Below are 22519 nucleotides of genomic sequence, written 5' to 3' on the forward strand. Positions count from 1 at the left end.
GGGCGGCGATCGCCTCGCGGGCGCGATCGAGCTCGGCCTCGACACGGGCGACCACGGCCTCGGGGTAGGGGAGGGCGAGCCTGTCGTCCGAAGCGAACCCGGTGAGCCGGAGGCCACGCGAGCGCGCCCACGCGTCGACCGCCGCCGCGTTCTCCGAAGGCGTGGCCTTCGCCGTGTCGAGCCAGACGACAGGGACGGCCACCGTCATGGGGTCACGGCTTCGGCGCCCGCCTCGGCGTGGTCGAGGCCTTCTTGGTCGCCGTTTTGGGAGCGGAGGTCTTTTTCGCGGGCTTCGGTGTCGCTGTCTTTGCCTTTGCGGGCTTCGGCGTCGCGGTCTTCTTCGCGGGAGCGGCCTTCTTCGCAGGAGTCGCGGAGCCCCCTTCGACGACGGCCAACACGGCCTCGACGTGCCCCTGGACCTTCACGCTCGGGAACGCACGCAGCACCTTTCCGTCCCGGAGGACGAAGGTCGAGCGGATCGTGCCGAGCACCTTGCGGCCGTACATCGTCTTCTCCCCGTAGGCGCCGAAGAGGGTGTGCACGGCGAGGTCGGGGTCGGACAGCAAGCGCACCCGAAGCCCGTGTTTTTTGCAGAATTTCGCGTGGCTCGCGACGCTGTCCTTCGAGATCCCGAACACGGCGACGCCAGCACGAGCCAGGCGCGCGCGGGCGTCGTCGGCGGAGAAATCCTTCGCCTCGATGGTGCATCCCGGGGTGTCGTCCTTCGGGTAGAAGTAGACGACGACGGTCTTCCCGACGCTCGAGACCTCGTGCGCCTCGCCGTCGTCGCCCTGGAGGGAAAACGTGGGAGCCTTGTCACCTTCGTTCAGCACGGACATCGTCCTTTCTCGCCCGCCGGGGCGTGGCGGTGGGCATTGTCGCCCGGGGATCTGCCTCGTGGAAAGGCCGAACCGATGCCTCCTGTGACGTCCGAGGCCGACCTCGTCCGCGCGCTCGCCGTCGCCCTCGGGCCCGCGGGGGACAGCGTACGGCTCGGCATCGGCGACGACTGCGCCGTCCTCGCGCGTCCCTCGGGCGACCTCGTGTGGACGGTCGATGCACACGTGGAGGCCGTTCATTTTCGGCGTGAGTGGCTGATGTACGAAGATGTAGGCTTTCGCTCCTACGCTGCGGCCGCGAGCGACGTCGTCGCGATGGGGGCGAGCCCGATCGCCGTGCTCTCGGCGCTCACGCTCGACCCGGTCGTGACCGACGCCGACGTGGTCGCGCTCGCGCGGGGCCAGCGCCAAGCCTCGGAGGCGGCCTCGGCGGCGGTCGTCGGGGGAAACCTCTCTCGCGGCGCGACGTTCTCCGTCACGACGACGGTGCTCGGGCGCGTCCTCGGCGCGAGTGCGGTCGAGCGCGGCGGCGCGCGCCCCGGAGATCGGCTCTTTCTCACGGGGCCCGTCGGCCTCGCGGGGCTCGGGCTTCGTGCTCTCGAGGGGGGCCTCGCCGAGGACCCGCGGCTGCGGGAGGTGGTCGACGCGTTTCGTCGGCCGCGCGTTCGCTACGATCTCGCCGCGGCCGTCTCGCATGCCTCGGCCGCGGTCGACGTGTCGGACGGCCTCGCCATCGACGCGGGAAGGCTTGCCTCCGCGAGCGGGGTGGCCATCGTCCTCGGGGCGGCGGAGGTGCTCTCGCTCGGAGGCGCGGCGCTCGTCTCTGGGGCCGCGCGGTTCGGCGTCGAGCCGATGCTCGCCGCGCTCCAAGGAGGGGAAGACTACGTCGTCCTCGGCGCGATCTCTCCGCGCGAGCCCGTGCCCCCGGGGCTCACGATCGTCGGGGAGGTGCGCGCCGGCGAGGGGGTCTTCGTCGATCACGGCTCCGAGCTGCGGCGTGTCGGCGCCGTCGGGCACGATCATTTCGCCTGAGCCGCGCGCCGCTCGGACGGGCCGACAGCCGACGACGCATCGTCCGCCTCGTTCGTACCCGAGGCGCTCGCGGCAGCGGCGCTCGCTCAGCGCTCGAGGATCGACTCCACCTCGCGGTAGACCTTCTTCCGCCAGAGGGCGAGCGCCGACTCTCCGCGGTGGAGCTTGTCCGTCTCGGCGAGCATCTCGTCGAGGGGCACGAGCACGACGTACGGATCGTAGACGCAGGGCTCTTGCCTCACGCCGGGCCCGACCCAACCCGCCATGAACCCGGAGTGGCCGTCGTAGAGGCCTCGTACCGCCGCGTTGGCGAGCCGCGCGCCGAGCAGGCGATCGAAGGCCGAAGGAGTCCCTCCGCGGACGACGTGGCCGAGCACCGTGACGCGCGAGTCGACGTCGGCGAGGGTCGTCGCGAGCCGGGCGTCGACCTGGGTCTTGAGATCCTGGGTCGAGAGCTTCACGCCTTCGGATTTGAGGATGAGCACGCGTCGCCTCCGCTCCCCCTCGGCGTACGCGCGCTCGATCGTTCGGCACACCTGATCGACGACCTCGGCGTCGCTCTTGTCGGTCTCACGCACGAGCACCGTGTCGGCGCCCGCGGCCACGCCCGCCGTCATCGCGAGGTAGCCGCAGTCGCGGCCCATGACCTCGACGAGGAAGATCCTTCGGTGCGCCGTCGCGGTGTCGCAAATGCGGTCGCACGCCTCGACGATCGTGTTCATCGCGGTGTCCACGCCGATGGCCATCGAGGTGCCGCCGAGATCGTTGTCGATCGAGGCGGGGAGCCCCGCGACCCGCAGCGGTCCGCGTCCGGTCTCGACGCCTTCGAGCGTCTGCGCCCCGGTGAGCGAGCCGTTCCCTCCGACGACGAGCAGCGCCGAAAATCCGCTCTTCGCGAGCACCTCGCGGGCGCGCCTTTGCCCCTCGGGCGTCGGGAAGATCTTGCTGCGGGCCGTGCCGAGCACGGTGCCGCCTCGCCTCGATGCGTCGTCGAGCATGCGAATGTCGAGCGGGACGAAACGCTCCGCGAGCAGACCGACGTAGCCGTCCTCGACGCCGACCATCTCGAGGCCGAGCTCGGCTCCCACGCGCGCGGCGCCGCGGAGCGCCGAGTTCATGCCCGGGGCGTCGCCGCCCGAGGTGAGCACACAGACCTTGTCGTTGCGTTCGAGCTTCGTCGGCATGGCGTCACGATAGCGGCGCACGCCGACGCGGAGAAAGGGGCGAAAGCGCGGCGTCGTGCGTCATTCGTCCGCCCACGAAACACGAAACACCGGCGCCCCGAGGGGTGCCGGTGTCTCTTAAGTCGCCGAAAGGATTTCAGAATCCGGCGCAGACAGCAGGGAGGGTTCGCCCCTGGAGGGCCGTGCGGAGGAGGCCGAGCTCGGGGGCCGTGCCGCTCGCTCCGGCCTGGGCCGCGATGCCGTCGCACTGGGCCGCGGCGGCGTTGAAGAAGCCGGCCTCGGGCGACAAGCCGAGCTTCTTTCCCTCGGCGCGGAGCTGCCCGCAGCACTGCTTGAGCCGCGCGACGTTCGGGTTGCCGGCGGGGCCCCACTTCTTGCCTGCTTCGGCGGCGTCGGCCGTGTCGGGCACGTCGGCGTCCATCGGAGCGATCTCGACCGGGGCCGCGTCCTCGACGGGGGGCGGGGGAGGAGGCGCCGCGTCGACGACGGGCGGCGGGTCCTTCTTGCAGCCCGAGCCGACCAACAACGGCGCCGCGCCGAACAGGGCAAAGATCACGAACGAGCTACGAAACGCGGAACGGTGCATCGGGCCTCCGGGAGAGCACGCTTGTCTCTCCCGCGTCACCCTACAAGAGGTGGCCTTTCGGGGAAACAGTTTGCGCGTCGAAAGGCCATGCCCTCGGGGCAAAACCGCCCGTACGTGCGCGGGCTCGACGACTTCGTGTCACGGCCCCTCTCGACCCGAGGCGCGCGCGGAGAGCCGCGCGGGCTCAGCGCGACGCGGCCGCGACGATCTGCGGGCCCGACCAATCGTGGAAGAGCGCCGTGAGCTGCCGCGCTTCGTTCACGTCCCCCCGCGTGATGGCCTCGACCACCATCGCGAGGCCTTGCGCGTGGGCACCGGCCGAAGCTCGGACGCCGGCGAACACCGGGCGCAGCTCGCGCACCGCGGCCGAGTTCCAGTGCACGAGCATGGTGTAGATGGGGTTCTTCGTGGCCGACGCGATGACGAGGCCGAACGCGAGCACGGTGTCCTCCACGTCCTCCCCGGCAGCGGCGCGCGCGGCGAACGCCTCGGTCGCCTTGCGGAGCGCGGTGATGTCCTCGTCGGTCCGGCGCGCCGCCGCGAGCCCGGCCATCTCCACGTCGAGCAGCTTCCTCACCTCGAGCAGGCCCACGAGGAACGCGTGCGCGCTCGGCCCGGTGCGCCGGTCGAGGAACGCGGCGACGACCTCGGGGCTGAGCGACGCGCGGGGGTCGAGCACCACCGTGCCGCGGCGGCGCACGGGCAGCACGAGCTTGTGGACCTCGAGGAGCTTCACGGCCTCTCGCACGACGCTCCGCCCGACGCCGAACTCGGCCTCGAGCTCTTCTTCTTTGGGGAGCAGGGTGCCCGGCGCGATTTGGCCGGACACGATCCGAAAGAGGAGCTCCTTCGAGACCTCGTCAGCTTTTCGCGGTGAGGCGATCTTCGCCATAAGGGAGCGCCTTCTTCCGCGAACCCCGAGCTTTGTCAACGTCGGTTCGGGTGGGCCGGTGTGGGCATGTCGCCGAACGCCTCGCGCGCGATCGCCGCGACCCGCGCCTCCTCCACGAGGAAGCCGTCGTGACCGAAGTCGCTCGTGATTTCTCGATAAGTCGCGCGCGCACCGAGTGCATGGGCGACGGCCTCGACCTCCTCCTTCGTGACGAACGTGTCGCTCGAGATGCCTACGCAGGTCACGTGTGCGCTCACGCGATCGAGGGGCGCGTCTCCCTCTCGGCCCGGCCAGAACGGTGGCCTTCGGGCGAGGTCGTGGTGGTCCATCGCGCCGAGCATCGCGACCGTGTCGCGTGGGTCGGGGTGGGGCCCCTCCGCGATGTGGCGGAAGTACGTCTCGACGCGGTACGGCGCGCGTGGGCTCCACGCGACGGCGCCCGCGTGTCGGGGCCCCGAGGTCTCGCGGCCTTGGCGCTCGACGAGGGCGCGGCGCCCTCGGTATCCGAAGAACGCGACCTGCCGCGCGAGCGCGCGCGTCGCTTCACCGTGGGGAAAATCAGGGTCGGACAGCAAGATCTCGCGTACCAGGTGATCGTGGGCCAACGTCCACGCCGACGTCGCGAGCGGGCTCGCGATCGCGCAGGCGCGCTCGATGGCGTCGCCCTGGTAGGCCGCGAGCGCGAGGGCGACCATTCCGCCCAACGAGGCCCCGAGCACGAGCCGGACCCGGTGGAGGCCGAGCGCGTGCAGCGCGAACGTGACCGCGCGCGCCTGGTCCCACGTGGTCACCGTGGCAGGGAGGCGTCGTTCGTCGTGTGGCGAGCCACCTCGGGAGACCGGGGGCGAAGGCCGATGGCGAAGGTCCTCGGTGCGATTCGGGAAGGTGCCCGAGGAGGGGCCCGCGGGGTCGTTGTGCGAGCCGAGCAGGCCCACGGCGACGATTCGGCACGTCCACGGGCGGAACGGCCTCCCTCGCCCGAAGAGCCTCGGAAACGACGTTCGAGGGTCGAGCGCGCCCGTCAGTGTGTGTAGGACGCACAGAATGGGCCGGTCGGGATCGTCCGCGAGGGTGCCGCCTTCGCGAAGGACGTCGTGCTCGGCGACCGTGCCCCAGAAGAGCACGCGCGCCCGAGGCTCGAGGAGCGCCGCGCCCGCTTCGAGGCGAAAGGGGGGGAGAGGCCGCTCGATCGTGATGGGCTCGGGAGCGGGGTCGAGGCGCGGCACTCTTGGAGAGTCGTCGAACGTCGAGCCTCGTGAAAACCAAAAAAACGTTTCGAGAACCTTCGCCGCGCCGCCCTTCCGCGCACGCCGAGCCTCCCGTGTGTGGTATCCGGTCCGAAGGCCCGGCGGTCGGGTCCGAGGAAGGCCTACCATGTCGCGTACCCGAGTGCTCTCGACCCTGTCTCTCGTTCTCGCTGCCGGGGTCCCGGGTGTGCTCGCTGCCTGCGGGAAGACCGAGCATTTCGGCGGTCCGCCCCCATGCGTGGGCCCGCAGTGCGTCGACGGCGGCGGCCCGGTGTCGCTCGTTCCTACGTCGACGGGGAGCGCCTCTCCGTCGGCGAGCACGGATCCCTCCGCGGCGCCGAGCGCGTCTTCCTCGGCCACCGTGCCCGTCCCTCGCGCGTCGGCCGACGTGATCGATCAGGGGATCGAGGTTGCCATTCGCCAGCACGCCCTCAAGGTCGCGCCGAAGGGCGCCCTCCCCGACGCGCAGATCCTCCGCGTCGACCTCGCGAACGGCGAGCACACGGGCGTCGTCTACACGCTCCAACCGAACACCTGCTACACCGTCATCGCCGCGGGCGTGCCCGGCGTCGTGCAGGAGCTCGAGGTGAAGCTCCTCCTGCCGCCGTTTTTCACGATGGAAGCGGGCAAAGGCAAGGGGCAGCCCGCGGTCATCGGGAAGAGCCCCACGACCATCTGCCCCATCTCGCCCATCGCGATCCCTTACAAGGTCGACGTGGCGGCGACGAAAGGTGCGGGGCGCGTCGGGCTCATGGTGTTCGCCAAGTCGAAGTGACCCGCGCCTACGTCGCACGAACGGCCCGACGCCGCGAGGGGCCGGGCCGCTCCGTGCCACGATCCGGAGCTCAGCTCCGCAGGCTCACCGCGTGGCCCGGCACCCAGATTTGTCGCCCGTCCGGGAACGCGCACTGGTACTGCCCGCCGCCGAGCTGCGTGATCGTCGCGGGGTAGCGGTTCCCGTCCGACCAGAGCACGAGCACCGGGGTGCCGATCGCGAAGCCGCCCACCGCGCTCGTCGCGAACGCGTCGATCGCCTGGCCGAACGAGCCGAGGGCCCCGCCGACCGCCGCGCCGAAATGGGCCGCTTGGGCGCCGAAGGCGTGTGGCTGCGGCTGCCCCGCCTGGGGGAACCCGGGCTGCTGCGGGTAGCCCTGGGGCATGCCGGGTTGGGGGTAGCCCTGGGGCATGCCGGGTTGGGGGTAGCCCTGGGGCATGCTCGGTTGAGCCATGGCGGGCTGGGCGGCCGGGCCTGGGCCTGCCGAGCCGCGTTGGATGGCGACGGGCTTCGGCGCGCCTCCCTGTGCGATGCGGGCCCCTTCCTGCTCCACCATCATCCCGAACATGCCGTACCGGGCCATGTCCATGGGGATCTTGGTGTTCCAGTCGCCGGCGATGAGCGTCCAGTCGTTCATCGTGATCTTGTAGAATGCAAGCATCCCCTCGATGCTCATGGCCTTGGCTGCGCCGCTCATGGCGACGTAGTCCTCGAACGTCACGTTGGGCTTGCCCCCGGACTTCTTCTCGAGCGCCGCTTGATAGAGGGGCATGTAGCGCATGGCCACCTGGCCCATGAGGGACATGTCCTGCATGCGCGCCGTCCAGCCCGCCTTCGCGGCGTCCCAGGCTTCCTTCGAGATGCCCTTCTGGGCCACGATCTCGGCTTGTTTGCCCGGATCGTTGAGGTGGTCGGAGACGTCGGCGGAGAGCTCGGCGTAGAGCTCGAGGGAGATACCTGAAATCGGCGCGTAGGGATCCATGGGGCCTACAGGGGAGCTTCCCGCGGCGCGCCGGTCAAGCGGAGAGTCGAGGCCTCGACCTCGGGACGCTTCTACCGATTCGACCCATCGGCTAGGCTCGGAGCGGCATGGTGACGGTGCGCACAAGGAAACGAGGCGGCGAGTCGCGACGCGAGACGTTCCGCGACGGCGGCCTCATCACGATCGGGCGGAGCCCCGACAACGACGTGATGCTCCTCTGCCCGCGGGTCTCGAAGCACCACGCGACCGCGCAGGTGACGGGGGGCGTCGTGGTCCTCCGGGACCTCGCGAGCATGAACGGCACCTTCGTGAACGGCATTCCGGTGCGCTCCCAGGCTACGCTAAGTCATGGAGATCTTGTACAAATCGGCGATTTTGTGCTCTCCTTCGACCCGGGGCGCCCGGAGCCTCCCGCGCCCGCCGAGGTCGACGAGCCCACGAGCACGGGCCTCGAGCCGTCCTTGGGAGAGGCCATCGCGCGCGAGCGGCGCCTCGCGGAGTCGCTCACGCGCCGTCTCCGCGCCGAGGGGCTGTCGCGCGAGGCCATGCTCCGGGTCGTCGACGCGATGGTCGACCTGCTCGCCGCGCAAGGGGACGACCCGCACGAGAACCACTGACCGCGCGCGCGAAGTGAGCTAGCGTGAACGAGATGAGCTCGCGCCGTTTCGTGGCCCTCCTCGCTTCGTTGGTCGTCTTCGTTCCCGTCGTCGCGTGCTCCGGCACGGACGTCACCACCCAGGACGCCGACGTCACGTCTCCGTCGGCGTCCGCCACCGGGACCGGCTCGTCGGCGCCCGAAGCGGGGCCCGACGGCGGGGGCGACACGGACGGGAGCGCACCGGACGCGGGCCCGCCGGCGGACATTCTCGGCTCGCTGTCGGGCTCGTGCGGCCAGGTGCGCGGCGAGATCTCGAAGCCCACGCCCTCGGTGCTCTCGAACACGCTGACGTTCGTCGCGGGGGAGACCTTCGACAAGGCCTTCTTGTCCGACGGCGGCGACCGCATCCTCGACACCCCGAACGCCGGTGGAAGCTCGATCGAGTCCGAGGTCATGAGCTTCGAGATCCTCCACGCGTGCGAGGGCGCCAAGCTCCTCAAGACGGAGAAGGAGATCCTCTACGAGCCCGTCCAAGACGGCGGTCCCACGACGATCACCGACCTCTTGATCGAGATCGACGGCAAGAAGGTCGGCGTGAACCCGATCCGCGTCTACAAGCCGTCGAACCAGCCCCAGCCCACCGACGCGGAGGTCAAAGCGTCCCTCGAGCGCAAGCTCGAGAGCATTCGTGGCTCGACGGCGCGAGTCACCCCGGCCGACAAGTGGGTCAAGCAGGTCATGCACGTCTACGTCGCGAGCCAGGTCAACGCCGACGCGGTCATGCGCGTGCTCCCCACGATCGACGCGACGACGCGCGCCGACACGATCGTGCTCGTCACCCGCGCCGTGGGCGGTGGGTTCCTTTTCTGCGGCGTGTCCCGGGCACAGCTCGGGCAAGAATGCCCGTAGGGGCGACCCCCGCCACGTGAGCCAAGGTCGTTCGCTCCGCTTCGTCTCGGGGACGCTCGAGCTCCACGGGGTGTCGGAGGCCGACGCGCCGGAGGGCTTCGTATGGGACTCTCGCACGGCGTGCCTACGGGCGCCCGCGAGCGTCTACGCGCGCACCGTGCTCGCATTTCGGCGTGATGGCCTCGAGGTGGCCGACGAGGCGCGCGGGTACGCCACGATCGACGCGACGCCCCACGTGCATCGCGCGGCGCGCCCCTACCAAGACGAGGCCCTCGCCGCGTGGAAACGCGCAGGCGGGCGCGGGGTGGTGGTGTTGCCCACGGGGGCCGGAAAGACCCACGTCGCCGTGCTCGCGATCGCCGAGAAAAAGCGCTCGACCCTCGTGCTCGCCCCCACGCTCGACCTCGTCCGGCAATGGCACGGGCTCCTCTCGGCCACGTTCGGCGGGCCGGTCGGGGTCGTCGGCGGGGGCGAGCACGACGTGCGCGAGCTGACGGTCTCGACGTACGACTCGGCCTACCTCCACATGGAGCACCTCGGCGCGCGCTTCGGCACCATCGTCTTCGACGAGTGCCATCACCTCCCGAGCCCCGCGTACGCGCTCGCGGCGCGCCAGTGCCTCGCTCCTTTCCGCCTCGGGCTCACCGCCACGCCCGAGCGCACCGACGGCCGCGACGCGATGCTCGACGAGCTCGTCGGCCCGTGTGTCTACCGCCGGGACATCGTCGAGCTCGCGGGCGACTACCTCGCCACCTACGAGACGGAGCAGGTGCTCGTCGACCTCACCCCCGAGGAGCGCGCCGAGTACCAGGGTGCACGGAAAATCTACAAAGATTTCATTGCGATGAACCATATTCGGATGAGCCATCCGCGCGGCTTCGCCGAGTTCGTCATGCTGTCGGCGCGTTCGCCCGACGGGCGAAGGGCGATGGCCGCGTACCGCCGTCAGCGCGAGCTCGCGTTCTCGGCGAGCGGCAAGCTCGAGTACACCGAGCACCTCCTCCACGTGCACCGGCGTGATCGGGTCCTGCTCTTCACGCAAGACAACGCGACGGCCTACGGTCTCTCGCGCCGGTTCTTGGTGCCTGTCATCACGCACCAGACGAAGGTGAAAGAGCGCACCGAGATCCTCTCGGGTCTGCGCGAAGGGCGCTACGGCGTCATCGCGACGTCTCGCGTGCTGAACGAGGGGGTCGACGTGCCCGAGGCGAACGTGGCCATCGTGCTCTCCGGCTCGGGGTCCGTGCGCGAGCACGTGCAGCGCCTCGGGCGGGTGCTCCGCAAAGGCGAGGGAAAGCGGGCGTGCCTCTACGAGCTCGTCACCGCCGACACGGGCGAGACCTACACGAGCGACCGCAGGAGGGAGCACAGTGCTTACCGCTGAGCACGTGCTCGCGCGCCGCCAGAAGGGGGAGCTCCGCCTGCGGAAGCTCACCGACGACGAGCTCGCGCGGGCGACGACGCTCGCCCACGCCCTCGTGCGGGAGGCTCACGCCCACACGGGGAGCAGCCGCGAGAGCCTCACCGCGGCGTTCTCCGCGCTCGTTGACGAGTCCCTCGACCGTCGCCTCCAGAACGGCCTCCAGAAGCTCGTGCTCGACGCCTGCGAGATCTCCCAAGGGGACGCGTCCTTCGCGCCCGACTACCGCCGCGAGCTCTTCGTCGAGGCCGCGAAGAGCCGTCGCGAGCTCGGTGATGGAGACACGTTCGATCGCGACGCGGTCGTCGGCGCGGTCGCGGCGCGCCTCGAGGTGTCTCCCGAGGCCCTCGAGGATGGCCTCTTCGCCGACCTCCGCGACGCCGATCGCGTGGTGCGTGGGCCGGCGGTGAACGGCGACACGCTCGTCGCGTCGCTCGAGCCCGAGATGGCGCGTGCCGTCATGCTGCGCGCCGTTTCGGCCGTGTGCACGGTGCGCTCGCGCGACGCAGGGGCGGTCCGTCACTTTCTGCGCGTCCTCAAGTTCCACAAGCTCCTCTTCGAGGTCGAGGCCGCCGGGGAGGGGGTGTTCGTGGTGCGCGTGGACGGCCCGTTCAGCCTCTTCGAGTCCGTCACGAAGTACGGCCTCGGGTTCGCGATGCTGCTGCCCGCCCTCGAGGCGCTCGAGGCCTACGAGGTCGAGGCCGAGGTGCTGTGGGGAAAAGAGCGCACACGGCTCGTCTTCCGCCGGTCGGGTGGCCTCGGGCCGGGCGCCTCGTCCCCGTCGGCTACTGTTTTGTCCGACGAGGCGCGAAAGCTCCTCGAGGGCCTCGCGCCGCTCTGCGAGGCCGAGGGGCTCTCGGTCGAGCCGTGCGCCGAGCTGCTCGCGCTCCCGGGGGTCGGTGTCGTCGTCCCCGACCTCGTCGTGAAGCGAAGGCGTGAGCGTGTCTTCGTGGAGCTGCTCGGCTTCTGGAGCCGTGACGCGGTCTGGAAGCGCGTGGAGCTCGTCGAGGCCGGGCTCTCGGAGCGGGTCGTCTTCTGCGCGAGCGAGCGGCTGCGCGTCCGCGAGAGCGTGCTCGACGACGATCGCGCGTCGCTCTACGTGTGGAAGGGCGTGCCGCAACCGAAGAAGGTGCTCGAGCGCGTGATGCGTTGGCTCGGGCGCGAGAAGGCGTCCGTAAAAAAGCCAAAGAAAACATAGGCGTTTGACCCGTGTGAGCCCGCTACGGGATGCTCGCGCAGCACCGGAATCCGAGGTGGTAGTTCACGTGCCACGCGTTCTCGATGGGCTCCACGTGCCACCTCGGATCGAAGTTGCAGTGGTCGGGGTACGCGCCCTGCGAGCCTGGGTGGAGAGGTGGCCCGGACACTTCGCGAGCGACCTCGTCGTAGAACCACGCGCTCCCTTTGAGCTGGCTCTTGACGGTGCCGTCGCCGTCCCGGCGCATCATGATCTCGGCCACGTTGCCGTGGAGGTCGTAGACGCCGTAGCGCGAGCGGCACTTCGGGAACGAGCCCGACGGCTCCGTGTCGGTCGGGCACGTGCGGTAGGTGGTCGGGGCGTCGGTCGTCGTGCACGGCTTCTCGGCGACCTGCCGGTGACGCTTCTTCGTGTGGCACGCGTCGAGGTCGAGCGTGTCGCCGTACGCGTACACCGTGTCGGGCCCGTCGTTCGGATCGGCCCGGCACGCGAGCTGCCACTCGATCTGCGAGCAGAGGCGCTTGCCTTGAAGCTCGCAGAGCTTCTTCGCGTACGTGGGGGATGCCCACACGAACGGGAGCTCGCACGGCCGGTTCGGGAACTCGAAGATGTCGATGCAGAAGTAAGGGTCTTTTCCGCGCAAGTGCACGGGCACCATGTTGTCGTGCCCGCAGCGCGCGCGTTGCTCGCTCGTCTGGAGCACCGTCCCCTCGAGCCCCGCGAGGCACGCCCTGCGAGAGACGTCATGGGTGGAGATCGTCGGGTTCCCTTGGTGAATCTTGGCGGGGGTGCCCACGCCGACGATCTGCGCGAGGAAGGGCTCCGGCAAGATCCGCGCGGTCTCTTTCTGGGTGAGCGGGCGAATCGTGAAGAGCGCGAGCAGCTCTTTGGCCGAGGTTTTGTGGAGCGGTGGCTCGTACGCGTCCCCGCCGTCGGGGGTGAGGGCGCCCTTCACCAAGGAGGCGTCCGGGGGCCCGCCGTCGGACTCGAAGGGCGCGCCGTCGACGACGGCGGACATGGTGGGCGAGGTGTCGGCGAGGAGCTCGTTCGCATCGGGGACGTCGCGTGGCGGCGGAGGTGCGGCCGCCTTCAACGAGCACGCGGCGACGAGCACGAGCGGAAGACAGAAGCGGCGCCTCACGCGAAGAAAACGTCCGATGCGGCGACTTTCGTCCGGCACCGCGTGACCATAGCGCACCGCAGCACGGTTTCGCAGGTGAGCGCTCCCTACGAATCGCGCTGCGGGGAGGAAAGGGGCGCACGGACCCCCGAAAACTGCCCTACGATGGCTGGGCTTTCGATGCGCAGCTCGCTTCTCTTCGGTTTTTTCACTGCCACGGCCCTTCTGGCGTCGACCTCGTGGGCCGACGTCGATCGGGACGGCGCGCGACGCGCGTACGATCGCGGCGTCAAGGCCTACGCGAAGCACGACGCGGCGACGGCCGCGCGGGAGTTCGCCCTCGCCGACGAGCTCGCGCCGAGCCCCGTCGCGCTCCGCGCCGCGCTCGACGCGGCCATCGAGGCCGACGATCCCGTGCTCGGGTCGGAGCTGGTCGAGCGGGCGAGCCGAGCGCCTTCGCCACCGGAGCTGTCGGCGAGCGTCGAGAAGGCGAAGCGCGCCTTCTCGAAGCGGGTCGGGCGCGTCGTGCTCCACTGCGGAGAGGGCCGCTCCTGCGATGGCACCGTCGACGGGGCGCCGCTCGTCCCCGGGAAGCCTCGGATCGTGCGCATAGGCGACCACCAGGTCCGCTTGCGCTCGGGGGCGACCGAGGAGAGCTCCCGCGTGACCGTCGCCGGCGACGAGCTCGTCGAGGTCCACCTATCGGCCGCCGCGGGGTTGCCTCCGGTGGTGCCGAAGCCTGCCGAGCCCGCGGCTCCCACCCCCGCTGCCGCACCGGCCCCGACTGCCGCACTCCCTCCCACATCCACCCCCCCACCTCCCGCGGGCGCGGTGTCGGCGCCTGCGTCGAAGGCGGCTCCGGCGCCCGCCCCGCCGAGCGCGGAGCCGTCGCGGAAGCCTCTCCCTCGCGTGGTCGTCGCCATCGGCGGCGGGCTCACGGTCGTCGCGGGCGCCGTGGCCATCGCGAGCGCCGTGGACGTCTCGGGGAAACACGGCGACTTCGTCTCGTTGGGCTGCGCCTCCGTCGTATCGACCGAGTGCACCTCGCTCGCGTCGTCGGGGAAGTCCGCCGAGACGCGCACCAACGTGATGCTCGGGGTCACGGGGGGCCTCGCCGTCGTCACGGCGGTCGTCGCGTTCACGCTCGTCGACTGGGGTGGCCCCGAGAGCGGCAAGGCCATCACGCTCGCGCCGACCGGAGGGCCCGGGCAGGGAGGAATCCGCCTCTCCGGCGCCTTCTGATATCCTGGGCATGATGACCCCGGCCGCGGCGCCGCCTCCCTCTCGCCCGTCTCGCTACGCGACGCTGCTCAAGCTCGCGTCCGGGGGGATGGCGTCGGTGTGGGTGGGGACTGTGCGCGGGGGGCTCGGGTTTCGCCAGCTCGTCGCGATCAAGAAGCCTCACCCCCACCTCGTCGAGACTGCGGAGCACCGCGCCGAGTTGCTCGCCGAGGCGGCGCTCGCGTCGTCGATCCACCACGCGAACGTCGTCGACGTGCGCGACGTCGAGGTCGCCGGAGACGAGGTCTCGCTCGTCATGGACTACGTCGAGGGCGCGTCGCTCTCCGAGATCCTCGGGCGCCTCCAGTCGAAGGGCGGGCGCCTCCCTCCCGGGTGTGCCGTGCGTATCTGCCTCGACGCGCTCGCCGGTCTCCACGCGGCCCACGAGCTTCACGACGATCGCGGGCGCCCGGTAGGCCTCGTGCACCGTGACGTCTCGCCTCAGAACGTGCTCGTCGGAACCGATGGGATCGCACGGGTCGTCGACTTCGGCGTGGCCAAGTTTCGGAAGAAAGACCACTCGACCACCACGGGCCAGCTCAAGGGCAAGATCGCGTACATGTCCCCGGAGTACCTCCGGAACGAGTCGATCGACCGCCGCCTCGACGTCTTCGCCATGGGCGTCGTGCTGTGGGAGTCGCTCACGGGGCGTCGTCTCTTTCGGGGGGCCCACGACGCGGACACCCTCCAGAACGTGCTCGGCCTCACGCCGGGCAAGGTGGGGGCGCTCGTGCCCGAGGCCGCCCCTATCGACGCGGTCCTCGAGGGCGCGCTCGCCAAGGACCCCTCCCACAGGTTCGCGTCCGCGGCGGCGATGTCGGCGGCGCTCGAGTCGGCCGCGCGGTCGGCCGGCATCGTCGGGAGCCCCCGCGACGTGTCCGCTGTCGTCCTGGAGCTCTTCGGCGGTGAGCTTTCTCAACGTCGCGAAACAATTCGGGAAAAGCTCGCTCATGAGCCCTCGGTGGCGAGCCTCTTCGAGGGGGCGCGCCTCACGCCCGTGCGCGACCCCGTGCTCGTCGCGCCCGTCTCGGTGTCGCCCCCGACGGTGCGCGATCCCGTCGATCTCGGGCAAACCCTTCGGGACGACGCTCCCGCGTCCGCGACGCGTCGCGATCCCGCGCACGTGCCCGCGACCGAGGTCGCGAACGCCGCGTCGCAGCCCTCGCTCGGAGGCACGAACGAGCTCTCTCTCTCCGCGCTCGATCGCGCCTCGATTCCGCGCCCTCGCGGGGCCGGGTTCTGGGGGCTCGTCGTCGGTGTGCCGCTCGTTGTCGTCGCGGCCGTCGTCGGGGGAGTGACCGTCACACGAAGGTCGACGCCTCTCCCCGGGACGGACCCGTCCACCGTCGCCTCGTCGGGAGCGCCGCCGGTCTCCGTCTCGTCGTCGTCCGCTTCGCCCAGCGCGCCCAGCGTCGGTGCCGTGCCCTCGTCGTCCGCAGCCCCCCAGGCCCCGTCGGCGGCGCCGCGACCGTCTGGCGAGAAGCCGAAGGTGCCGGTGCTGCGCCCTTCGGCCACGACCACGCCCCCGAAGGGCCCGCCTCCCAACCCGTACGCGCACTGACCCCTCATGACCTTCGACGACGAAACCCGCCGCATTTCTTCCGAGCTTCCCGCGCTCACGCAGCTCGCCGTCGAGCTCGTCGTGCTCGACGGTCCATCCCGCGGAGCGAAGGTCCGCGTCGACGGTCCGCGCGCCACCATCGGCTCGTCGGAGGCGTGCACGCTCCGCCTCGTCGATCGCCTCGTCTCCCGCATGCACTGCGCGCTCGAGGTCGGCGAATCGCACCTCGTTCTGCGCGACCTCGGCTCGACGAACGGCACGTACGTCGGCGAGCTCCGGGTGCGCGACGTCGATCTCCTTCCGGGGGCCGTCGTGCGCGTCGGCGAGTCGGCCTTCCGCGTCGAGACCGAGGGCCACGCGCGCGCCGTGCCGCTCTCCTCGCGCGACTCGTTCGGTGAGCTCGTGGGCTCGAGCCTCTCGATGCGCCAGGTCTACGCCATGCTCGAGCGCGTCGCCCCGACCGACGCCACGGTGCTCGTCACCGGCGAGACCGGCACCGGCAAGGACGTGGTCGCGCGCTCGCTCCACGCCGCCTCGCCTCGCGCCCGCGGGCCGTTCGTCCCGGTCGACTGCGGCGCCATCCCCGAGAACCTCATCGAGAGCGAGCTCTTCGGCCACGTGCGCGGCGCGTTCACGGGGGCCGTGCAGAGCCGCAAGGGCGCGTTCGAGGAGGCCCACGGCGGCACCCTCTTCCTCGACGAGATCGGCGAGATGCCGCTCTCGATGCAGCCGAAGCTCCTCCGCGCCATCGAGTCGCGCGCCATTCGCCGCGTCGGCGCGTCGACTCAGACGCCCATCGACGTCCGCATCGTCGCCGCCACCCATCGGACCCTCGCGCGGTCGGTCAACGAAGGGACGTTTCGCGAGGATCTCTACTATCGCCTCGCCGTCGTCGAGGTGACGCTGCCTCCCCTCCGCGCGCGCCGCGGCGACGTGGCCCTGCTCGCGGACAGGTTCTTCCGAAAGATCGCCCCGAAGGGCACGCGGCTCTCGTCCGACGCCCTGCGGCAGCTCGAGAACCGGTCGTGGCCCGGCAACGTGCGCGAGCTCCGGAACTACGTCGAGCGCGCCGTGGCCTTGGGTCAGCTCTCGGACGAGACCGCGCCCGTGTCCCGCGCGACCCCGGAGCCCCCGATCCTCCCCGACGGCCTCGAGTCGCTCGTGCCGCTCGGCCTCCCGCTCAAAGAGGCCCGCGAGAAGTGGACCGAAGCCTTCGAGAGCATCTACGTGCGCGCGATGCTCGAGTCGACAGGGGGCAACGTCACTCGCGCGGCCGAGCGCGCGGGCGTATCGCGGCGATTCCTGCAGCGAACGCTCGCGAGGCTCGGGCTCGGCCGCGACGATCCGGACGAGTGACCGAGGACGGCGCGCGCCCGCTCGTCGTCACTCCCGCCGCGTCGCCTCGACGTACACGAGGCGCGACGCTTCGCCGGGGAAGAGGCCGTGCTTCGCCTCGACGGTGAAGCCCGCTTGTTCGAGCCGCTTTCGGACCTCGGGCCACAAGAACGTGAGGTAGTACATCACGAACTTGGGCGAAAATAGGGCGTTTCGCGCGTGCATGACCGCGTTGAAGCCGTGCGCGACCCAGAACCAGGCGCCCGTCGGGGAGGGCATCGGGCTCGTCACGAAGACGAAGCGGCCCCCGGGGACGAGGGCGCGTCGCAGCCCGACGAGGAGCCGGTGCTCGTCCCGTGTCTCGATGTGCCCGAACGCCCCCGTGCACGTCACGAGGTCGAACGCGCCGTCGAACGCGCTCGGCAAGTCGAGGGCGTCCCCTTGCACGAGCTCGACCGTGGCCGGGCCCGGGGCGCTCGCGAGGGACGCTCGGGCGACCTCCAGCATGCCCGCCGACAGGTCCAGACCGACGAGGCGCTCGTGCACGAACGGCCGGAGCGCGAGCATCGCGGCGCCGGTGCCCGTGCACACGTCGAGGGCCGCGCGCACGCCTCGCCCCGCGGCCCGCTCGGCCATCACCCGTGTCACGATGTCAGGCGTGCGAAACGGGGTCTTGTCGAACTTCGGTGCGAGCTTGTCGTAGCCGGCGGTCGTCTCGCTCAGGGCCTGATCGACGAGCTCGCGGAGGGTGGGGCCGCCCGGGCGGAACATGGCGCGAGCCTACCCAAAGCCCCCCGACCTTTCGAGCCCCCGGGGCGCCGTTCGGGTTCGGGTTGTCGAAAAGTGCCGTGGTTACGGGGTTTTGTCGGACGGCGCACCCGCGCGTGACAGGGCCGTGACGGCGTCGATTTGGTCGACACCGCGCGGTGGGATCGGTACCCTTCGAGAGAAGTCGTGTTTTCGCGTCGCGCGCTCAAGGGGAGGGTGCGGCGCCCCTGAGGTGCCCGTGTCGACGACCGCTCTCCCGCGAACCCTCGGAAAGTACCGCCCGATCGCGCTCGTGGCGCGCGGCGGCATGGGGAACGCGTACCTCGCGCTCGTCAATGGGGCGGGCAACTTCAACAAGCTCGTCGTCATCAAGGTGCTGAAGCCCGAGTTCGCCGAAGATCAGGACTTCCTCGCGATGTTCCGCGACGAGGCCCGCATCGCCGCGAACCTGAATCACCCGAACGTGGTCCAGACCCACGAGCTCGGCGTGCAGGATGGCCACTTCTTCATCGCGATGGACTTCGTCGACGGTCAGCCCCTCCGCATCGTGCGCAAGCGGCTGCAAGAGAACGGCGCGCTGTCGCTCGGAGCTCACCTTCGCATCGTCTGCGACGTGCTCGAGGGGCTCCACTACGCCCACGAGCTCACCGACCACGACGGCTCCCCGCTCCACCTCGTGCACCGGGACGTCTCTCCCCACAACGTGATGGTCTCGTACGACGGCCACGCGAAGCTCCTCGACTTCGGCATCGCGAAGGCCCGCGGCTCGTCGCACCAGACGAGCACCGGCGTCCTCAAGGGCAAGGTCGGGTACATGGCGCCGGAGCAGGCGCGCTGCGAGGCTCTGGACCGTCGCGCCGACCTCTTCCCCGTCGGGGTCCTCGTGTGGGAGGCCATCGTCGGTGGCCGCATGTGGGGCGCCTTGAACGACGTCCAAGTGCTCGCGCAGCTCGTTCGCCGCGAGATCCCCGAGCTGCCCGAGGTGGTCGACGGCCGTCCCGTCCCGCCGGCCCTCCGCGCGATCGTGGCGCGCGCCACCGCCGCCGATCCGGACCAGCGCTACCCCACGGCTCGCGCCTTCGCCGACGAGCTCGAGGCCTTCCTCGACACCCTCCCGCGCGCCGAGACGAGCGCGCGCGCGATCGCCGAGCTTCTCACGGCCCACTTCGGCTCCGAGCGCGACAAACGCCGGCGTGTCGTCGACGACGCGATCCGGCAGGTGCGCGCGGCCCAGAGCACCGCCGAGTACCCCGCGATGCTCGGGCTCACCTCGACCGGCGCCCTCGCGCAGCTCCCAGGGCCCGGCACGTCGCCCGGCACTCCGCTCGCCATCCTCCAGAGCAGCTCCGGCACCCCGTCGCAGCCCTCGTTCGGCTCGTTCGGCTCGCCCCACGAGAGCTCTCCGGGCACGCTGACACCCTCGGGCTCCGCGTCGTTCGTGTCGCCCATGCTCCAGGGCGGGCAGGGCACCTACTCGGGCTCGAACCCGGGGCCAACGTTCGCCCCGTCGACGCTCACACCCCCGCCGGCGTCGGGGTCGGCCTGGAAGGTCGGAGTCGCGGCGGTCGTGGCGCTCGCGGTCGTGGCGCTCGCGGGGGTGTTCGTCTTCCGTCCCAAGAACGACGGCGCGGCGGCTAAACCGTCGGCCTCGTCCGAGGTGCCCGGCACGGCGACGGTGCGGCTCGAGGTCGTCGTCTCCTCCGGAACGGAGAAGGCCACGGCCTTCCTCGACGGCCGTGAGATTTCGGTCGGCGACGAGGTCCGCGCCCCACGCGACGAGGCCCCCCACACGCTCAAGGTCCGCGCCGCCGGTTTCAAGGACCACGTCGAGACCGTGAAGCTCGACAAGGACCAGCGGGTCACGATCACGCTCGAGGCGGACGGGGCGCACGTGGCCGCCGCATCGTCCCCCTCTCACACACCTCCCCCTACGTCGACCTTCAAGCCGAACGCGCATGGCGGGAAACCGGCGGCCCCGCCTCCGCCGGTCGCGGCTCAGCCCGCTCCGTCGACGCCGCCGCAACCCCCGCCGCAGCCGCCTCCCGCGTCGACGCCCAAGCGTCCCGATCGTCCCATCATCGAGGTCTTGAAATGAAGTGGTTATCGTCGGTCGCTCGGGTGGGTGGCCCCTCGCTCGTGGCGCTGGCTTGGCTCTCGTGTGTCGCACCCGGGCTCGCGCACGCCGAGACGTCCGATCAAGTGAACGCGCTCTTCAAGCGCGGGGTCGAGTCGTACAAGGAGGCCGACTACCGCGCCGCGCTCGTCGAGTTCAAGCGCGCCTACGAGGCGAGCAACCACGACTACCGCATCCTCTACAACATCGCCCAGAGCGAGTACCAGCTCACGAACTACGTCGGCGCCCTCGCCGCCTTCGAGAAGTTCTTGGTCGACGGCGGCACGCAGCTCAAGGAGGACCGCCGCGCCGAGGTGGTCGGAGAGATCGCCAAGCTGAAGGGGCGGGTCGCCGTGGTCACGGTGAACGTCACCCCAACCTCCGCGAAGATCACGGTCGACGGGGACGTCGTCGGCAAGAGCGGAGAGGGCATCAAGCTCAACCCGGGGGCCCATCGCATCGAGGTAACCCAGGCGGGCTTCGAGCGCGCGACGGAGAGCGTCGAGGTCGCCGGGGGCGACGTCCGAACCGTCGAGGTGAAGCTCAAGGCCGTCGACACCCCCCCGCCTCCGAAGGCCGGAGCGGGGGACGAGGAGCCCTCGTGGGTGGCGCCGGGAATCGGGTTCGCGGTCACGGGCGCGCTCGCGGCGACCACCGTCGTCATGGGCATCGTCACCACGGGGAAAGAGAGCGATCTCGCCGCCGAGAAGGCGAAGCCCAACGCGAGCGCCGCGGAGCTCCGGTCCCTCGACGGATCGGTCGGCACGTTCGCCCTCGTGACCGACGTCTTCCTCGGCGCGACCGTCGTCGCGGCCGGTGTGTCCACGTACCTCACCATCCGCACGCTCACCGGCGGACCCAAGAAGCCCGAGTCCTCGGCGCGCGCCGGCGTGCGGTTCGTCCCGTCGATCGGCGGCGGTCACGTCATCGGGACGTTTTGAGCTCTTCCCGGAGGCTTTGCTTTTCATGACCTCGAAGATTCGAAGTGGGATTCTCCTCGCTGGGGTCCTCGCCGCGAGCGGGCTCTGGGCCTGTTCGCTCATCGTCACCCGCGGTGACACGCAATGCGCGACCGACGGCGACTGCGCCGGGTTCGGCGCCCAGTCGAAATGCACCCCCGAGAAGGTCTGCGCGACCCCGACGACCGACGGCGGCGGCGGGGCCTGCACGACGAACAAAGAGTGCATCGACCGCGAGGGCGGGGTGCCCGCGATTTGTCGAAAAGATACGAAGGTTTGCGTGCGCCTCACGAACGAGGATTGTTCCCGTGTGCTCTCCGTCACGGCGCAGGGTGAGCTGCTCACCGATCGCCGCGCCGTCGAGAACGACGACACGATCGTGTTGGGCTCGCTCACGTCGCTCCTCGGCGCGAACCAGCCGAAAGGTGAGGCGCGGGTGAACGCCTTCGAGCTCGCCCTGCAAGAGTTCGCGGCGCGTCCCATCCCGATCGGCGGTCGAACGCGTCCCATCGCGGTGCTCTCCTGCAACGACATCGACGTCACGCCCCCGGCCGGCGGCGCCGATCCGGCCGTCGTGCGCTCGGCCCGACACCTCGTGTCGAGCGTGGGCGTGCCCGCGGTCATCGGCGGAGGCAACAGCGGCACGACCACCGCGGCCCTCAAAGAGGTCACGGCGAAGGGCGCGGTCCTCATCGCGCCGAGCGCCACATCGCCCGCGCTCACGTCGAACCCCGACAAAATGGGCCTCTTTTTCCGCACGGCCCCGAGCGACGCCCTCCAGGCGATCCCGCTCATCCAGCTCATCAACGAGGCCGAGGCGGCGCCCCCTGCGGGCAAGAAGCTCCTCGTGTTCTCGAAGGGCGACAGCTACGGCCAGGGCCTCCGCGATCAGCTCGTCGACAAGCTCACGTACGCCGGCAAAAAGATCAGCGATCCGAGCAACACGGCCTACAAGGGGCTCGAGTACAAGGCCGACGCGGCGTTCGACTTCTCGCCTCTCGTTCAACAAGCGCTGCAGTTCGAGCCCGGGATCATCGTCATCGCCGGCACGAACGAGACCGTCGATGGTCTCGTGAAGCCCATCGAGGCGCAGTGGCCCGGCGCGAAGCCACGGCCGACGTACATCGTCAGCGACGGTCTCAAGGCCGACAAGCTCATCGATCTCATCAAGGCCGACGAGAACGCCGCGCCGTCGACGCAGCTCCGCACACGCGTCCGAGGCACTGCGCCGGGCAGGCCCAACGCGATCACGGACACGTTCGCCATTCGCTACACGAGCCGCTTCGCGCAGGCTGGCTCGGGCGCCACCACGTTCGGCACCGCGGGCGCGTACGACGCGGCGTACCTCATCCTCTGGGGCCTCGGCACGGTGGCGCCCGACGCCCCGATCTCCGGGCAGGGCATCGTGGCGGGCATCCGCCGCATCACGAAGACGGGCAAGACCGCGGTCGACGTCGGCCCCAACGGGATCGACGTCGGCAAGCCGCTCCTCGCCTCGGGCTCCGAGTTCGACCTGAACGGAGCGTCGAGCCCCCTCGAGTTCGACGAAGCCGGAGAGTCTCCGGCCGACATCGAGGTGTGGTGCGTCCAGAAGGCGGCGACCACGGGTGGCGCGCCCTCGTACTTCACGACGGGGCGCTACTACAACGCGCAGACGAAGACCGTGGTCGGCACGTACAACTGCCCCACCGGTGGCGACGGCGGCACCTGATCGGCGACC

Annotated in this window: 19 protein-coding genes and 1 pseudogene; 12 read left to right on the plus strand and 8 right to left on the minus strand. The window is 70.6% G+C overall.

Going from position 1 to position 22519, the window contains the following annotated elements:
* Positions 1-212: 212 nt before the first annotated feature.
* Positions 213-839, minus strand: a complete 627-nt coding sequence (locus IPK71_19445; protein MBK8215909.1) for a peroxiredoxin — start codon at positions 837-839, stop codon at positions 213-215.
* 75 nt (positions 840-914) lie between these two features.
* Between IPK71_19445 and thiL the strand changes: the two genes are divergently transcribed.
* Positions 915-1871: a thiamine-phosphate kinase gene (gene thiL, locus IPK71_19450; protein MBK8215910.1), complete on the plus strand. Its 957-nt coding sequence runs from the start codon at positions 915-917 to the stop codon at positions 1869-1871.
* A gap of 86 nt (positions 1872-1957) precedes the next feature.
* Here thiL and IPK71_19455 read toward each other — a convergent pair whose 3' ends face one another.
* The 4 genes from IPK71_19455 to IPK71_19470 all read right to left on the minus strand — a co-directional run bounded on the left by IPK71_19455 (position 1958) and on the right by IPK71_19470 (position 5759).
* Positions 1958-3055, minus strand: a complete 1098-nt coding sequence (locus IPK71_19455; GenBank protein ID MBK8215911.1) for a 6-phosphofructokinase — start codon at positions 3053-3055, stop codon at positions 1958-1960.
* Between the two features lie 136 nt (positions 3056-3191).
* A complete protein-coding gene (locus tag IPK71_19460) occupies positions 3192-3611 on the minus strand; it encodes a hypothetical protein (GenBank protein ID MBK8215912.1) in 420 nt (139 codons plus the stop codon).
* A 214-nt stretch (positions 3612-3825) separates the two neighbouring features.
* Positions 3826-4533, minus strand: coding sequence for a FadR family transcriptional regulator (locus tag IPK71_19465; GenBank protein MBK8215913.1), 708 nt, complete (start codon positions 4531-4533; stop codon positions 3826-3828).
* Between the two features lie 35 nt (positions 4534-4568).
* Positions 4569-5759 (minus strand): alpha/beta fold hydrolase, encoded by a 1191-nt coding sequence (locus IPK71_19470; GenBank protein MBK8215914.1) that lies wholly within the window; start codon positions 5757-5759, stop codon positions 4569-4571.
* Between the two features lie 148 nt (positions 5760-5907).
* Here IPK71_19470 and IPK71_19475 point away from each other — a divergent pair, with 148 nt between their 5' ends.
* Positions 5908-6555: a hypothetical protein gene (locus IPK71_19475; protein ID MBK8215915.1), complete on the plus strand. Its 648-nt coding sequence runs from the start codon at positions 5908-5910 to the stop codon at positions 6553-6555.
* Positions 6556-6886: 331 nt separating this feature from the next.
* Here IPK71_19475 and IPK71_19480 read toward each other — a convergent pair.
* Positions 6887-6991: pseudogene (locus tag IPK71_19480) on the minus strand (flagellar motor protein MotB).
* A 653-nt stretch (positions 6992-7644) separates the two neighbouring features.
* On the opposite strand from IPK71_19480, the gene IPK71_19485 reads away from it, so the two are divergent.
* The 4 genes from IPK71_19485 to IPK71_19500 are packed head-to-tail and all read left to right on the plus strand — an operon-like array spanning position 7645 to position 11662.
* Positions 7645-8154 carry an FHA domain-containing protein gene (locus IPK71_19485; GenBank protein MBK8215916.1) on the plus strand — a complete coding sequence of 170 codons (510 nt, stop codon included), beginning with the start codon at positions 7645-7647 and terminating at the stop codon, positions 8152-8154.
* Positions 8155-8186: 32 nt separating this feature from the next.
* Positions 8187-9044 (plus strand): hypothetical protein, encoded by an 858-nt coding sequence (locus IPK71_19490; GenBank protein MBK8215917.1) that lies wholly within the window; start codon positions 8187-8189, stop codon positions 9042-9044.
* The gene (locus IPK71_19495) at positions 8989-10428 is read left to right on the plus strand and encodes a DEAD/DEAH box helicase family protein (protein ID MBK8215918.1); all 1440 of its coding nucleotides are present in this window, start codon (positions 8989-8991) and stop codon (positions 10426-10428) included. The genes IPK71_19490 and IPK71_19495 overlap by 56 nt, the downstream gene beginning before the upstream one ends.
* A gap of 4 nt (positions 10429-10432) precedes the next feature.
* Positions 10433-11662: a DUF790 family protein gene (locus tag IPK71_19500; protein ID MBK8215919.1), complete on the plus strand. Its 1230-nt coding sequence runs from the start codon at positions 10433-10435 to the stop codon at positions 11660-11662.
* 22 nt (positions 11663-11684) lie between these two features.
* On the opposite strand, the gene IPK71_19505 is transcribed toward IPK71_19500, so the two are convergent.
* Complete coding sequence (locus IPK71_19505; GenBank protein MBK8215920.1) at positions 11685-12803, minus strand: SUMF1/EgtB/PvdO family nonheme iron enzyme; 1119 nt, start codon at positions 12801-12803, stop codon at positions 11685-11687.
* Between the two features lie 159 nt (positions 12804-12962).
* On the opposite strand from IPK71_19505, the gene IPK71_19510 reads away from it, so the two are divergent.
* Genes IPK71_19510 through IPK71_19520 form a run of 3 tightly spaced genes read left to right on the plus strand, consistent with a single transcriptional unit; the run spans position 12963 to position 16980 of the window.
* Complete coding sequence (locus IPK71_19510; GenBank protein ID MBK8215921.1) at positions 12963-14024, plus strand: hypothetical protein; 1062 nt, start codon at positions 12963-12965, stop codon at positions 14022-14024.
* Positions 14025-14034: 10 nt separating this feature from the next.
* Complete coding sequence (locus IPK71_19515; protein MBK8215922.1) at positions 14035-15624, plus strand: serine/threonine protein kinase; 1590 nt, start codon at positions 14035-14037, stop codon at positions 15622-15624.
* A 6-nt stretch (positions 15625-15630) separates the two neighbouring features.
* Positions 15631-16980, plus strand: coding sequence for a sigma 54-dependent Fis family transcriptional regulator (locus tag IPK71_19520; protein MBK8215923.1), 1350 nt, complete (start codon positions 15631-15633; stop codon positions 16978-16980).
* A gap of 27 nt (positions 16981-17007) precedes the next feature.
* On the opposite strand, the gene IPK71_19525 is transcribed toward IPK71_19520, so the two are convergent.
* Positions 17008-17730 (minus strand): class I SAM-dependent methyltransferase, encoded by a 723-nt coding sequence (locus IPK71_19525; protein ID MBK8215924.1) that lies wholly within the window; start codon positions 17728-17730, stop codon positions 17008-17010.
* Between the two features lie 235 nt (positions 17731-17965).
* Here IPK71_19525 and IPK71_19530 point away from each other — a divergent pair, with 235 nt between their 5' ends.
* From IPK71_19530 to IPK71_19540, 3 genes are read left to right on the plus strand one after another with little or no spacing between them, the layout of a single operon-like run.
* Positions 17966-19822 (plus strand): protein kinase, encoded by a 1857-nt coding sequence (locus tag IPK71_19530; protein ID MBK8215925.1) that lies wholly within the window; start codon positions 17966-17968, stop codon positions 19820-19822.
* On the plus strand, positions 19819-20781 hold the full coding sequence (locus tag IPK71_19535; GenBank protein MBK8215926.1) for a PEGA domain-containing protein: 963 nt from the start codon (positions 19819-19821) through the stop codon (positions 20779-20781). The genes IPK71_19530 and IPK71_19535 overlap by 4 nt, the downstream gene beginning before the upstream one ends.
* Before the next feature lie 25 nt (positions 20782-20806).
* Positions 20807-22510 (plus strand): ABC transporter substrate-binding protein, encoded by a 1704-nt coding sequence (locus tag IPK71_19540; protein ID MBK8215927.1) that lies wholly within the window; start codon positions 20807-20809, stop codon positions 22508-22510.
* Positions 22511-22519: the final 9 nt, after the last annotated feature.

The sequence above is a fragment of the Myxococcales bacterium genome, assembly GCA_016712525.1.
Taxonomy (GTDB): domain Bacteria; phylum Myxococcota_A; class Polyangia; order Polyangiales; family Polyangiaceae; genus JAAFHV01.

Excerpts from the sequence above, each read along its gene's own strand:
- thiL (MBK8215910.1), top strand. The coding sequence starts at position 915 with ATGCCTCCTGTGACGTCCGAGGCCGACCTCGTCCGCGCGCTCGCCGTC.
- IPK71_19535 (MBK8215926.1), top strand. The coding sequence starts at position 19,819 with ATGAAGTGGTTATCGTCGGTCGCTCGGGTGGGTGGCCCCTCGCTCGTG.
- IPK71_19485 (MBK8215916.1), top strand. The coding sequence starts at position 7,645 with ATGGTGACGGTGCGCACAAGGAAACGAGGCGGCGAGTCGCGACGCGAG.
- IPK71_19475 (MBK8215915.1), top strand. The coding sequence starts at position 5,908 with ATGTCGCGTACCCGAGTGCTCTCGACCCTGTCTCTCGTTCTCGCTGCC.
- IPK71_19465 (MBK8215913.1), bottom strand. The coding sequence starts at position 4,533 with ATGGCGAAGATCGCCTCACCGCGAAAAGCTGACGAGGTCTCGAAGGAG.
- IPK71_19525 (MBK8215924.1), bottom strand. The coding sequence starts at position 17,730 with ATGTTCCGCCCGGGCGGCCCCACCCTCCGCGAGCTCGTCGATCAGGCC.
- IPK71_19520 (MBK8215923.1), top strand. The coding sequence starts at position 15,631 with ATGACCTTCGACGACGAAACCCGCCGCATTTCTTCCGAGCTTCCCGCG.
- IPK71_19540 (MBK8215927.1), top strand. The coding sequence starts at position 20,807 with ATGACCTCGAAGATTCGAAGTGGGATTCTCCTCGCTGGGGTCCTCGCC.
- IPK71_19445 (MBK8215909.1), bottom strand. The coding sequence starts at position 839 with ATGTCCGTGCTGAACGAAGGTGACAAGGCTCCCACGTTTTCCCTCCAG.
- IPK71_19455 (MBK8215911.1), bottom strand. The coding sequence starts at position 3,055 with ATGCCGACGAAGCTCGAACGCAACGACAAGGTCTGTGTGCTCACCTCG.
- IPK71_19510 (MBK8215921.1), top strand. The coding sequence starts at position 12,963 with ATGCGCAGCTCGCTTCTCTTCGGTTTTTTCACTGCCACGGCCCTTCTG.
- IPK71_19490 (MBK8215917.1), top strand. The coding sequence starts at position 8,187 with ATGAGCTCGCGCCGTTTCGTGGCCCTCCTCGCTTCGTTGGTCGTCTTC.
- IPK71_19515 (MBK8215922.1), top strand. The coding sequence starts at position 14,035 with ATGATGACCCCGGCCGCGGCGCCGCCTCCCTCTCGCCCGTCTCGCTAC.